Source organism: Vibrio sp. RE88 (assembly GCF_013113835.1).
Lineage (GTDB): Bacteria > Pseudomonadota > Gammaproteobacteria > Enterobacterales > Vibrionaceae > Vibrio.
Window position 1 is genome coordinate 14,116 of sequence record NZ_VTYQ01000015.1, and the last position, 12,896, is coordinate 27,011.

The window sequence follows — 12,896 nt, forward strand, 5'->3', positions numbered from 1 at the left end:
ATGTAACACAATATAACAAATAAAAAGAGGCGATCTAAATCGCCTCTTTAAAAATTTGCTCTTTTTTCTTAGTGACTTAAGATTTGAGCAAGGAAGTTTTGTGTTCTATCTGACTGAGGATTTTCGAAGAAATCGACAGGATTGTTCTCTTCAATTATCTCGCCAGCATCCATAAAAATAACTCGGTCAGCTACTTCTTTCGCAAAACCCATCTCGTGAGTCACGCAGAGCATGGTCATCCCTTCTTCAGCGAGCTCTACCATAACATCCAGTACCTCACGTACCATTTCTGGGTCAAGTGCAGACGTTGGTTCGTCAAACAGCATCACTTGTGGGCTCATGCATAATGAACGAGCGATAGCCACACGTTGTTGCTGGCCCCCAGATAGCTGACCTGGGTATTTCTCTGCTTGATCAGGAATCTTAACCCGCTCTAGGTACTTCATTGCAATCGCTTTGGCTTCTTCTTTAGGCATTTTCTTCACCCAAATCAGAGCCAATGTGCAGTTTTCCAAAACGGTCAGGTGAGGGAAGAGGTTAAAGTGTTGGAAACACATGCCGACTTCTCGGCGTACCGCTTCTATGTTCTTTAAATCTTCCGTAAGCTCATTGCCTGATACAATGATTTGACCTTTTTGGTGCTCTTCCAAGCGGTTGATGCAGCGAATCATAGTCGACTTACCCGAGCCCGACGGGCCACAAATAACGATTTTTTCGCCTTTTTTAACATCAAGATTGATGTTTTTCAGTACGTGAAACTCTCCGTACCACTTGTTCATATCCTTAATCTGGATCATGTAATCTTGTTGTTGCGTCATAATACGTCCTTGAGCTTTCTGATTATCGTTTGTGACCGGTATGAAGTTTGTTTTCTAGCCAAATCGAATATCTCGACATGCCGAAACAAAATACCCAGAACACTAACGCGACAAATACATAACTTTCTGTTGCAAAGCCTAACCACTCGGGGTCAGTGTTAGCAGCTTGACCTATGCCCAGTACATCAAACATACCAATGATAAGTACTAGACTGGTGTCTTTAAACAAACCGATAAAGGTGTTAACGATTGATGGAATCGTAATTTTCAGAGCTTGAGGAAGAACAATCAGCCCCATTTTCTTCCAGTAACTTAACCCGAGCGCATCGGCTGCTTCATATTGTCCTTTAGGAATTGCCTGTAGCCCACCACGAACGACTTCCGCCATATACGCAGCACTAAACATAACCACACCAATGAGAGCGCGGATAAGTTTATCGGTTTCAGACCCTTCTGCAAGGAACAATGGCAGCATTACTGACGCCATAAACAGAACTGTGATGAGTGGTACGCCACGCCAAATCTCGATGTAGACGGTACAGATACTTCGAATGATTGGCATTTCAGAACGTCGACCCAGCGCCAGTGCGACACCAATAGGCAGAGACACAACGATACCGACCAACGCAATGATTAGCGTAACCAGCAATCCGCCCCATTTGTGTGTTTCTACAACTTCTAGCCCAAATACGCCACCGTACAGCAGTGCAGCGATAATGAATGGGTAGATGTTGACGAAAAACAGCCAAATCCAAAGACGTTTCGGTGTTTTCTCATACGCGAGCAACACAGTGAAAATGGCTAGCGTGAAGTAAAATAGGCGAGGGCGCCACAGCTCTTCCTGAGGGTAGAAGCCGTACATGAACTGTTCCCAGCGAACACTGATGAACACCCAACATGCGCCATCACGAGTACAGGCATCGCGAGTGGTTCCGACCCAATCGGCTTTAAGGATTGACCAATCAAACACTGTCCATAGAAGTGATAGAGCTAAATACGCTAAGACAACCGTAAGGATAGAGTTTACCGGGCCATTGAATAGGTTTTTGCGTAGCCACCCGACCACACCCACCGTGTTAGCTGGTGGTGGCAGATCTGGCTGAAATTGATGTACTTTCATGCTATCTCTCCACCAAAGCAACTTTACGGTTATAGATATTCATCAGAGCTGAGGTAATCAAACTCAATGATAGGTAAACGGCCATTGTCATCGCAATGATTTCAATTGCTTGACCTGTCTGGTTGAGCGTTGTACCTGCAAACACAGAGACCAAGTCTGGGTAACCAATTGCCATCGCAAGAGATGAGTTCTTGGTCAGGTTTAAATATTGGCTTGTCAGAGGTGGAATGATGATTCGCAGTGCTTGTGGAACAATAACGAGCTTCAATGTTCTTGAACGCGGCAGGCCAAGTGACATTGCTGCTTCTGTTTGCCCATGGCTAACAGCATTGATACCTGAACGTACAATCTCAGCGATGAATGATGCGGTATAGATACTCAAAGCTAGAAGTAGCGCTGCCAGCTCTGGGATGATGCTAACCCCACCTTTAAAGTTGAAGCCTTTAAGTTCAGGATATTCCGCCGAGATAGGTGAACCCATTAGGAAGTAGACCACAGTTGGGAAGACAACAACCAAACCCAACGCAATTCGCCCCATTGGTGTCTGCTGACCTGTAAGACGTTGCTTGTTGCGTGCCCAAATGTTGATAAAGACAGTGGCAATGATACCTATCACGAATGAAGCAATGACAATTGATGAGCCAGCTTCAAAAATCGGTGATGGGAAATACAGCCCACGCACGTTTAAGAAAATGGCTTCGCCTAGACTGAGACTTTGCCTTGCAGAAGGTAGCGCCTGTAAGACAGCGAAATACCAGAAGAAGATCTGTAGAAGAAGAGGAATATTTCGGAACGTCTCAATATAAACAGCAGCAAGTCGACTTACTAGCCAGTTTGATGACAGACGAGCAATACCCATGACAAAGCCGATGACTGTGGCAAGGATAATACCGAGAACAGAAACTAAGGCAGTGTTGAGGAGGCCGATAATAAATGTGCGACCATAGGAATAAGTTTCATCATATTCAATCAGCGTTAGGCCAATCCCAAAGCCCGCTTCTTGCGTCAGAAACCCAAAACCCGTGGCGATACCACGTGCTTCCAAGTTAGTAAGTGCATTATTGACAATCGTGTAGAAGAAAAAGACCAGAGCCAGTATCGCAATGATTTGAAATACGACCGATCGAAAGGTGGGATTGTATAAAAGGCTCGCGTTAGAAGTCGGTCCGTTATCCGTCTTCGACGCAACAGTATTAGTAGGTTTCATACAGCTATAACCTCAAATCCATTTTTTTGTAAAAAGGGCGGCTTACACCGCCCATTTTGTTGCTATGTTTTGCTTAACGGATTGGTGGAGCGTACATAAAGCCGCCCGCATTCCATAGTGCATTTACACCACGTGAGATTTGTAGTGGAGAACCCTTACCTACAGTACGTTCGAAACTTTCACCGTAGTTACCTACTTGCTTAATAACTTGGTAACCCCAGTCGTCACGGATACCTAGGCCTTTACCTTTAGGACCATCCACACCCAAAATACGTTTCACGTTTGGATCTTTAGATTTTAGCATCTCATCCGCATTTTTAGAGGAAATGCCGTACTCTTCTGCGTTCACCATCGCTGCAAGTGTCCACTTGGCAATGTTGAACCATTGATCGTCACCTTGACGTACAACAGGGCCTAGAGGCTCTTTAGAAATGATTTCTGGTAGTACTTGAGCTGAGCTAGGATCCTGAAGGTTTAAGCGAAGAGCATACAGACCAGATTGGTCGGTAGTTAGCACGTCACAACGACCCGCATCGAAACCTTTTGAAGTTTGAGCTGCTGTATCAAATACTACAGGCTTGTATGACATACCATTGTTACGGAAGTAGTCAGCTAGGTTTAGCTCTGTCGTTGTACCAGACTGAACACAAACCGATGCACCATCGAGTTCATTTGCACTTGTAAGGCCAAGATCTTTCTTAACCATAAAGCCCTGACCATCGTAGTAGTTAACGCCTACAAAGTTCAGACCCAGAGCCGTGTCGCGGTGAAGTGTCCATGTTGTGTTACGAGATAAAACGTCAATTTCACCCGATTGTAGAGCGGTGAAACGTTCTTTAGCGGTTAAAGGCACATACTTAACTTTTGATTTGTCACCAAGTACTGCAGATGCAAGAGCTTGACAGTATTCCACGTCGATGCCTTCCCATTCACCCTTTGAGTTAGGGTTAGAGAATCCTGGTAGACCAGTACTTACACCACAAGTTAGGAAACCCTGCTTAGTCACTTTATCCAGAGTGCTATCTGCTGCAGAAGCGCTCGTAGACATAAGAGCAGTCGAAGCAGCTACTACTGAAGCAAGAAGTGTTAGTTTGTTCGCCATTTGTATCCTTCCTGTATGATCCATGTTAAACCAGGTAACACCTGATACAACGAATTAAAAAGTGTTGTGTTTCAATAGTTATTGGCTGATCTCTCAACTTTTGAGTTGTATATAAATCAACCATTTATAAGCGTAGGAAAGGATTGGTGAATTCTCAAATGTATAATTTAAAAAGATTTTTGATAGAACTCACAAACCCGATCTGTAATTAGAATGACGAAATGTTAATCGAATGTAAATAGTGCAAGAGTTCACACTAATGGTGCAAAAGCCGAGACTCACTATAAGTTAGTATTTACACAATATTTACATTTCGAACAATTGATAAGGAATAACATATAATTCTATAAATAGTATTAAATTTGGTGATAAATTATACGTTTGTCATTGTTGGGTTTATACATACGCCCCATTTTTGGTAGTATCTACTGTTATAGGTTGTTGAATTGTTCAAGGAATGAAATGCAGTATTTTCCTCTATTTATGAATCTTGCCGATAAACCAGTTTTGGTTGTTGGAGGAGGAGAGGTCGCTTGTCGTAAAGTGGACAGCCTAGTCAGGGCTGGTGCGCATGTAACGATTGTGTCACCCAAAATTGATACGTATTTACAAAACTTAGTGGAGTCAGGTGACTGTTTCTGGGTTCAGAATTTTTATACGGATGACTTGCTTGATCAAAAATATGTTCAAGTATGGGCAACCACTGATAACCCTCAGCTAAACCATCGTGTCTATCATGATGCTAAAGCACTTGGCTTGTTAGTTAATGTCGTCGATGACCAACCTTATTGTGATTTTATTACCCCTTCAATGATCAATCGAGGTCGCATTCAGATAGCGATTTCAAGTGGGGGGGCATCGCCCGTATTGGTTCGCAATATTCGTGAAAAGCTCGAAGCAACCTTGCCTCAAAACTTGTCGTTACTCGCTGACTTTGGCGCTTCAAAAAGAAATGACATTAAACAGCATTTACCGTCTGTGGATTTAAGACGCAAATTTTGGGAATCCTTCTTTGATGATCCAAGGATAGATTTGGCTTCTGAGCGCAATGAGCTAGAAGAGGTTTATCAAAACACCCTGAACGCGGGTACTGAAGAGCAAGGAAGCATTACTTGGATCGATTTTGGTAGTGATGTTGAGTTATTGCCAATAAAGGCACTGAGGTTAATGCAAAAAGCCGAAGTGGCTTTTTACAGTAAGGATTGCCCGTTTGAGTATGTGGACTTAATTCGACGAGATGCAGAACGGCTAGAATACGCTGATGATGTAGACTTATCGAAAAAACTACTTGAAGCTAAAGAGAGCAACCTAAGAGTAGTGGTCTTTATTGCTCCAGAATCATCGCAATTTAACTTGTTGAAAAATGGCGATCTGCATATCAGGCTCGGTCGTATTTGATATCACCAATATAGAAAGCAAAAAATAAACCCGCATCACGCGGGTTTATTGGTATTTATGGCCTTCCAATGAACTTAATCGCGGAAGTTCTCATACTGAAATGGTTGTCCTAGATCCGCTTCACGAATCATCGCAATGGTTGCTTGAAGATCATCGCGCTTTTTACCCGTAACACGGACTTTCTCGCCTTGTATAGAGGCTTGAACTTTAAGCTTGGCATCCTTAATCGCTTTAACGACTTTTTTCGCTGTCGGCGTATCAATACCTTGTTTGAACACGACAAACTGGTGCCATTTTTTTCCTGATGCTTCTTCGCCTTTTGCTTCCATAGCATTTACATCAACACCTCGTTTAGTCAGGTGTGAACGCAGAATGTCACGCATTTGCTTTAACTGGAAATCACCCTCTGCATTTAGCCTTACCGACTCATCTTTCTGCATTTCAAATGACGCTTCGACGCCACGAAAATCAAAGCGAGTCGACAGTTCGCGAGACGCGTTATCCACTGCATTACGAAGCTCAACAGTATCGATTTCAGATACAATATCAAAAGATGGCATTGCTCAATTTCCTCTTGTTTAACCGCGTGTTTTTACTGCATTTGCTAACAGGTCTAGCATTTCAGCAGTATCTTCCCAGCTCAGGCATGGATCAGTAATTGACTGTCCATAAGTCAGGTTGTTGATGTCTTTCATTGGTTGATTGCCTTCTAGGATAAAGCTCTCAGCCATGATTCCCGCAATCTGATTTTTGCCTGATGTGATCTGTTCGCAAATGTTTTTCGCAACGTCTAGTTGTTTACGGTGCTGTTTTTGACAGTTCGCATGGCTGAAATCAACCACAAGGCGTTGCGGTAAATCGAATTCAGCCAGCTGTTTGCATGCGGCTTCTACGGATTCAGCATCAAAGTTTGGCCCTTTGTCACCACCACGAAGGATAACGTGGCCATACGGGTTACCGCTTGTGCGATAAACAGTCATGCGACCATTTTTGTCCGGTGAATAGAAGTAATGAGAGGCTTTAGAAGCGCGAATCGCATCAATCGCAATTTTAATGTTGCCGTTTGTACCGTTCTTAAAACCTACAGGGCAAGAAAGCGCTGACGCCATTTCACGGTGAATCTGAGACTCAGTTGTACGTGCGCCAATCGCACCCCAAGTGATTAGGTCTGCAATGTACTGACCAGTAATCATGTCGAGGAATTCAGTTGCTGTCGCAAGACCTAGCTTGTTGATGTCTAGCAGTAGCTTACGTGCTTTGTTAAGGCCCGTCTCAAGTGCATAAGAACCATCAAGGTTTGGGTCTGTGATCAGGCCTTTCCAGCCAACTACAGTACGAGGTTTTTCAAAATACGTACGCATTACGACAAACAATTCGTCTTTGTGTTGCTCTTGGATGTCAGACAGGCGTTTAGCGTAGTCAAGAGCAGCGTCGGTATCGTGTACAGAACATGGGCCGACAATCACCAATAAGCGATCATCTTCCCCTATAAGAATTTTTTCAATTTGACGGCGAGATTCAGCGATGCGTTCCGCTACATCGTCCGTAATTGGGTGGGCGCTTCCAAGCTCTGCCGGAGTCGGCATCGGACCCAGTGGCTGGGTTCTTAATTCATCGGTTTTGAGTGGCATACAATAGCCTGTTCTTTTTATTGCGAAGCGGTAAAGATAACGGAAACGTCAGTAGGAATAAACCTCTTATCTGCATTCTTAGTGTGTCTACCTATAGTGAGTGAAATATTATTCATTTATAGTTACTAAAAATGCTCTTCGGGCTTGTTTTACTTTGGTTCTGTCGGTATGTTCAGGAAAGAATCAAACAATAAAATGCACGGAGCAGTAATGAGCATTAATACTTCAGGTGAATTGCATTCAGAACTTAATTTAGGTGATGCGATACCGGGTGAGGAATTGTCACCAGAAAGCACGCACCTCTTTGTTTCTCTTTCCGATTTAGTCACAGAAAATATTTTCTACCACCCATGCTATAAAAATGTTGAGTCCACTCTGAGTGACGTTGAACTCAGCTCTATTGACGCGATACTTGGCGAAGTTTCGATGGAAGAACATTTCGTTGCCACGTTAACTGAACGAATTATGCAGTCGGTGAAGCCCAACCATCAATCTGTGCGTGTCGCTTTAGGTAATGCTGATAGTTATGAGTTGAGCTCACTTCTCGGTGGGAAAGCTGAAGCACAAGAAATCAACCCAGCATTAGGGTTACGCGGTGTATCTCGCTATGCTCAAACGAAGTTTAGTTCTGCATTCGCTCTAGAGTGTCAGGTTATCAAGGCGTTGCAGGAGCAGGGTGTTCACGTTGAGATTGTTGTGCCTTTTGTCCGAGCACTGTCTGATGCAGCAAAGATCATTGATTTACTGGCAGAGCAGGGGCTGCCAAGAGGTTTAAACGGGTTGAAGGTTTTGTATACCGTTGACGTACCTTCCGCAGCGCTGCTCTCAGAGCGCTTATTGCATTACTTTGACGGCTTAGTTATCAACCTAGAGAATCTCACTCAGTTTACACTTGGTGTCGACAGGCTCAATGAGGAATTGGAGCATCTTTTCGATCCTCAGAGCGAAGCTGTAATCGACCTTATTGATATGGCTGTAAAAGCGGCAAATCACAGTAATAAGCCAGCATTGGTCGTGAGTAGTGGACTCGCTAGCTACAATAAAATACAAGAATATGTTCTTGAGCATACTTATATTCAAGTTGTTGTGACGGTGTAACCAAAAAATAGGTGACTTTGCTATAACTTCAAAAGGTTGATGTTAACAAAATGTTGACATTAACCTTTGTTCGTTATGAACTAAAGAAATACATAACAACATGTCGGACCAGTGAAATGCTCTCCCCACTTGCTAAAGCCAATTTATACCTCAAACTTTTCGGATTTTTCAAAGTACCATTGATTTGGTTGTGCCGGCCTAAAATACTCAAACTGGATTCTGATTCAGTCGAAATCAAAATACCGCTAAAAAGAAAGACGAAGAACCATCTCAATAGTATGTACTTTGGTGTGCTGGCGATTGGTGCCGATGTGGCAGGTGGTTTTATGGCGATGAGTAAAGCTCAAGACAGAGGCCATAAAGTGTCTCTGGCCTTTAAAGCCGTTGATGGGCAATTTCTTAAAAGACCAGAAGGGGACGTCCACTTTGTGTGCAACGATGGGGCGCTCATTGACAAAATGTTGGATGAAACACTGGAATCCGGAGAGCGAATTAATCAGCCAGTGAAGATCACCGCCATCTGTCCAAGCTTACATGGTGACGAGCCGATGGCAGAGTTCCAACTTACTCTGTCATTGAAGAGAATGGGTGGCTAATGTCATCCACTTCCATCTGTTCAATGGCTACAATTTTGTTTCTGTTGAGTACAATCTTCCAACGATAATAATTGGGTTTGTCATTGTGATTGTCTTCTCTGGCAATGAGATTTATCAAATGACGTTTCTCCACAGATTCTTTACTGACTTGGCTATTATTCAGCGTGTAAACCTTGTTTGAACCCTTGTCCATCAAACGCATAAATGGTCGCATGCTCAACATCATGGATTCGCGAGTTTCTTCATAACCACTCATAAACTTAGAGGTCGACATCTCTGTTTCTGAGCGATAGTGAAGGATCTGTTCTTCCCGCTGTACAACGCGCTTTTTACGTATTAGCTGAATACGATCAGGCAATTTGAGTAGATTTTTATAATCCAGCCACTCAAGCTTCTGCCCAACCGCTTTGTTTGTGGTCGGGTCTAGGTAATATTTACGCCACTTAGGTCGCCCTTTGCGTATCCACCGCCACATCACATCGCGAAGATCATCTTTAAAAATCTCACGCAAAGCGTAGACAAACGACATCAGAATGATGAAAGAGACTGTGATTTCACCCCAATAATCTCGCGCTAGAATGGCGGTAATGGTAACGAAAACCATAACAAAACCCGTAGCCGAGCCTTTGACAACACGCTTCATATTTTTGCCGAGCGACTGAGTTTTTGCGTTTAATACAACTGGGTGCTCAATCAAACGGCGTAGCAATCTCATTTTGTTACTGAGTCGCGTTACGTCGTCACGTACACTTTTCGAGTTGTAGTTATTGAGCTTACGGTGTGCCGCTTCTTTTTCGACGATAGCTAACAGCCGATCTTTGATCGTCTTATAGTCACTATCACGTGGCATATGGGCGATAAGAGACATAAAACGTTGGCCCGTGTACCAAGACAGGTAATTGTCGATGTTGGCATAGTAGCGCTTTAGGCTCTCTTCGTAAGGAATACTACGTCTTAGCTTTTTCAGGATATCTAAGGCAAGTTCAATCACCTCATCCACTTCTTCAGTCGTGATGACATCGGAATTGTGTTTGTTCAGTTCATTCACTGCTTTGTCTAAAGCAATCACATACTGATAGGCGAACAAACTCAAACTTACACGGTACTGCGTTGATGAAAGGCGGCCCCGTTTCGCCAATCGACTGTGTACGAGTGGAAGCAGGGTTTTGTCACTGAAGTAGGCTCTTTTTTGAATGATCGACTCGTAGTAAATCTCGCTCTCTTTGAGTACATCTGGTGTTAGGCCGAGTTCGCCAGGGATGAAAAAATAGAGGTCGAGATCTGACTTTTTAGACGAAGCCATAGCGTGGGAAATCTTGAGAGTGATGCCGTCCTGCTTATCAACGGTGAGCAATGAGTACTCCTGAAAAAATTCTAATTATCTGGCGAAAGCATAACAGAGTTTCGGTATAATCACCGCAAATTTAGCAAGAGACAGTTGAAATGATTAAAGTTGGTCAGATAAACCACTTAGAAGTAGTAAAAAAAGCAGATTTTGGCGTATTTCTCGATGCAGGTGATTTCGGAACAAGCTTATTACCTAATCGCTTTGTCCCAGAAGGAACAGAAGTAGGCCAGTTTGTCGATGCATTTTTGTACTTCGATTCTGACAATCAGCTGGTTGCAACCACTGAAACTCCAATCGCTCAAGTCGGTGAGTGGGGGTTGATGACAATCGAAGGCGTAAACAGCACTGGCGCTTTTGCTGACTGGGGAATCAAAGGCAAAGATCTGCTTATCCCATTCAGTGAGCAACGCACGCACTTTAAAGCAGGCCAGAATGTGCTGGTATACGTCTATACCGACAAGGCGTCGGGGCGAATTGTCGGTACCACTAAGTTTAATAAGCTGTTGGACAAAACGCCTGCTAATTACCAACGTAACCAACAAGTCGAACTCATCATCGCTGAACGCAGTGACTTAGGTTACAAAGCAATTGTGGAAGGCCAGCACTGGGGAATGATCTTCAAATCCGACGTCTTTGGTAAATTGTTTGTCGGTAAACGACTCAAAGGGTACATCAAGGGCATTCGCGAAGATGGCAAAGTGGACCTTTCTTTACAGAAAATCGGCGTTGCTAAGATGGATGACTTGAGTCAGAAAGTATTGGATCTTCTTGAAAAGAAAGGCGGCTTTCTTCCTCTGAATGACAAATCATCACCAGAAAGTATTTTTGCTGCGTTTCGTACCAGTAAAGGTACATTCAAGAAAACAATCGGTGGCCTGTATAAGCAAGGAAAAATTACGATAGAAAAAGATGGTATTCGCATTGCTTCGTAATTGAAGTCAAAAAAAGGCCCGAAGCGGATATAGCTTTGGGCCTAGGGGAAGGGCTCTTACAGAGCCTGCGCTAACTGATTGATATTCGATGATTTATCATTAGATAAAGTGTAGTACATCATCACAGTTTCGCTAGGTAACTCTGGTATTTCCTACTAATATTTTGCGGTTTAGAATAGATTTTTATCTCGTACTAGCTCTCTAGGCAGACCATTCTTCACTCGGTTACCAACCCATTTTCCTAGTCCAATCACATCGTTACCAAGTTTAACAATCACTTCACCTTTACCTGATTGGTTCTCTGGTCGAACGTCTCTACCCATAAACCATTCACGGGCATCATCTATAGAAAGTGTGACGCAGTTCGACTCGTGACCAGTGGCTAACGCTGTCGCGACCTGATGCTGCCATCTGTAGCCTTTTTTATGAGCTTCCGCGATTTTAATCCCCATTCTTGAGAAGCGAAATTCACCGAGCATAGATTCTAGTGCGTTAGGGAAGAGCCAGACATCATTGTCGCGCATCCAAACTCCTGAATCTTTGGGAAGCTCGATATCTAAACTGTCACGCAGCTGTTTACTGATTTCTTGATGAACTTTGTTCGATGCTTTTTCGAATGGGAATTTGCCTAGGCGCTTTTTCACTTGTGGTGCTTCAGTAGAGCCAAGCTTTTTCATTCTGGCGACAAAGAAACCTTCACAATCATACATTTGAGGGAAAATGTGCAGGAAGCCTTCCTCGGTTAACGCTTTCTCTGATTCGGGGAAGAGAGAATCCAGAGGCTCAAATTCTACGAGATCGCCAAATTGTTCTTTCAAGTGTAAACAGACTTGTTGGTTTTCTTCGATGCTTAATGTACACGTTGAATAAACCATAACACCGCCAGGCTTAAGTGCGTAAAACGCGCTTTCTATTAGATCCTTCTGGGTGTCAGCAATGGATAAAACGGAATCTTTGCTCCAGTTTTTCATCGCATCTGCGTCTTTACGCACTGTGCCTTCACCTGAGCAAGGAGCATCAATCAAGACAGCGTCAAACTGTTCTGGCAGCCAGCCGCCAAAGACTCGACCATCGTAATTACTCAGCGCAGCGTTGCGAACACCACAGCGTTCAATATTGGCGTGCAAGACCTTGACTCTGCTCGATGAGAATTCATTCGCGACCAGCACACCTAAGTTATCCATTTTCGCCGCAATTTGAGTGGTTTTTGAACCCGGTGCAGCTGCCATGTCGAGCACACTGAGGAAGTCGTCATTCTGATCCTGAAACAAGGCAGACACAGGCATCATTGAGCTGGCTTCTTGAATATAGAACAAGCCGGACATGTGTTCTGCTGTGTTGCCTAGTGGGGTTTCTGATTCGTCGGCATCGATCCAAAACCCTTCTTCACACCATGGTACAGGTGACAGTTGCCAGCCTTTTTCTTGAGCTCGCTGAGTAAACTCTGAGACAGAAATCTTCAACGTGTTTACGCGAATACTTTTACGGAGCGGACGTTGACACGCGGCGACAAAGTCTTCCATATTGAGGCCGTCAGGAAGAATGGCTTCCATTTCTTTCAAAAATTCTTCGGGTAAGTAGACGTTCTGATGCAAAGTTCTATCTCAGTTTTTACAGGGGCCGGAATTATAGCGGATTGAAAAACA

12 protein-coding genes are annotated in these 12,896 nt (G+C 43.7%); 4 read left to right on the forward strand and 8 right to left on the reverse strand.

The genetic code is table 11. From position 1 onward, the window contains the following. Window positions 1-68: 68 nt before the first annotated feature. From F0265_RS22765 to F0265_RS22780, 4 genes are all read right to left on the reverse strand, one after another. A complete protein-coding gene (locus F0265_RS22765; RefSeq protein WP_006962120.1) occupies window positions 69-818 on the reverse strand; it encodes an amino acid ABC transporter ATP-binding protein in 750 nt (249 codons plus the stop codon). 22 nt (window positions 819-840) lie between these two features. Further along, the gene (locus F0265_RS22770) at window positions 841-1,938 is read right to left on the reverse strand and encodes an amino acid ABC transporter permease (protein WP_065740180.1); all 1,098 of its coding nucleotides are present in this window, start codon (window positions 1,936-1,938) and stop codon (window positions 841-843) included. A gap of 1 nt (window position 1,939) precedes the next feature. After that, entirely contained in the window at window positions 1,940-3,145 is a 1,206-nt protein-coding gene (locus F0265_RS22775; RefSeq protein WP_045984570.1) for an amino acid ABC transporter permease, read from the reverse strand. A gap of 73 nt (window positions 3,146-3,218) precedes the next feature. Continuing rightward, on the reverse strand, window positions 3,219-4,247 hold the full coding sequence (locus tag F0265_RS22780) for an amino acid ABC transporter substrate-binding protein (RefSeq protein WP_171750446.1): 1,029 nt from the start codon (window positions 4,245-4,247) through the stop codon (window positions 3,219-3,221). A gap of 462 nt (window positions 4,248-4,709) precedes the next feature. On the opposite strand from F0265_RS22780, the gene F0265_RS22785 reads away from it, so the two are divergent. Further along, window positions 4,710-5,645, forward strand: coding sequence for an NAD(P)-dependent oxidoreductase (locus tag F0265_RS22785; RefSeq protein ID WP_065740179.1), 936 nt, complete (start codon window positions 4,710-4,712; stop codon window positions 5,643-5,645). Between the two features lie 74 nt (window positions 5,646-5,719). On the opposite strand, the gene F0265_RS22790 is transcribed toward F0265_RS22785, so the two are convergent. Further along, the gene (locus F0265_RS22790) at window positions 5,720-6,205 is read right to left on the reverse strand and encodes a YajQ family cyclic di-GMP-binding protein (protein ID WP_019276936.1); all 486 of its coding nucleotides are present in this window, start codon (window positions 6,203-6,205) and stop codon (window positions 5,720-5,722) included. Between the two features lie 18 nt (window positions 6,206-6,223). Beyond that, window positions 6,224-7,276: a 3-deoxy-7-phosphoheptulonate synthase gene (locus tag F0265_RS22795; protein WP_171750447.1), complete on the reverse strand. Its 1,053-nt coding sequence runs from the start codon at window positions 7,274-7,276 to the stop codon at window positions 6,224-6,226. A 210-nt stretch (window positions 7,277-7,486) separates the two neighbouring features. Between F0265_RS22795 and F0265_RS22800 the strand changes: the two genes are divergently transcribed. Continuing rightward, on the forward strand, window positions 7,487-8,374 hold the full coding sequence (locus F0265_RS22800) for a putative PEP-binding protein (protein WP_171750448.1): 888 nt from the start codon (window positions 7,487-7,489) through the stop codon (window positions 8,372-8,374). Between the two features lie 116 nt (window positions 8,375-8,490). Further along, complete coding sequence (locus F0265_RS22805) at window positions 8,491-8,970, forward strand: DUF4442 domain-containing protein (RefSeq protein ID WP_019276483.1); 480 nt, start codon at window positions 8,491-8,493, stop codon at window positions 8,968-8,970. Here the strand turns inward: F0265_RS22805 and F0265_RS22810 are convergent. Beyond that, window positions 8,939-10,324, reverse strand: coding sequence for a hypothetical protein (locus tag F0265_RS22810; protein ID WP_171750449.1), 1,386 nt, complete (start codon window positions 10,322-10,324; stop codon window positions 8,939-8,941). The two genes, F0265_RS22805 and F0265_RS22810, sit on opposite strands and share 32 nt — an antisense overlap. 89 nt (window positions 10,325-10,413) lie before the next feature. On the opposite strand from F0265_RS22810, the gene F0265_RS22815 reads away from it, so the two are divergent. Then, window positions 10,414-11,250 (forward strand): S1-like domain-containing RNA-binding protein, encoded by an 837-nt coding sequence (locus tag F0265_RS22815; protein WP_171750450.1) that lies wholly within the window; start codon window positions 10,414-10,416, stop codon window positions 11,248-11,250. 170 nt (window positions 11,251-11,420) lie between these two features. On the opposite strand, the gene rsmF is transcribed toward F0265_RS22815, so the two are convergent. Further along, a complete protein-coding gene (rsmF, locus tag F0265_RS22820) occupies window positions 11,421-12,845 on the reverse strand; it encodes a 16S rRNA (cytosine(1407)-C(5))-methyltransferase RsmF (protein ID WP_171750451.1) in 1,425 nt (474 codons plus the stop codon). Window positions 12,846-12,896: the final 51 nt, after the last annotated feature.

Coding starts and splice junctions, on each gene's coding strand:
- F0265_RS22765 (WP_006962120.1), bottom strand. CDS start 818: ATGACGCAACAACAAGATTACATGATCCAGATTAAGGATATGAACAAG.
- F0265_RS22770 (WP_065740180.1), bottom strand. CDS start 1,938: ATGAAAGTACATCAATTTCAGCCAGATCTGCCACCACCAGCTAACACG.
- F0265_RS22775 (WP_045984570.1), bottom strand. CDS start 3,145: ATGAAACCTACTAATACTGTTGCGTCGAAGACGGATAACGGACCGACT.
- F0265_RS22780 (WP_171750446.1), bottom strand. CDS start 4,247: ATGGCGAACAAACTAACACTTCTTGCTTCAGTAGTAGCTGCTTCGACT.
- F0265_RS22785 (WP_065740179.1), top strand. CDS start 4,710: ATGCAGTATTTTCCTCTATTTATGAATCTTGCCGATAAACCAGTTTTG.
- F0265_RS22790 (WP_019276936.1), bottom strand. CDS start 6,205: ATGCCATCTTTTGATATTGTATCTGAAATCGATACTGTTGAGCTTCGT.
- F0265_RS22795 (WP_171750447.1), bottom strand. CDS start 7,276: ATGCCACTCAAAACCGATGAATTAAGAACCCAGCCACTGGGTCCGATG.
- F0265_RS22800 (WP_171750448.1), top strand. CDS start 7,487: ATGAGCATTAATACTTCAGGTGAATTGCATTCAGAACTTAATTTAGGT.
- F0265_RS22805 (WP_019276483.1), top strand. CDS start 8,491: ATGCTCTCCCCACTTGCTAAAGCCAATTTATACCTCAAACTTTTCGGA.
- F0265_RS22815 (WP_171750450.1), top strand. CDS start 10,414: ATGATTAAAGTTGGTCAGATAAACCACTTAGAAGTAGTAAAAAAAGCA.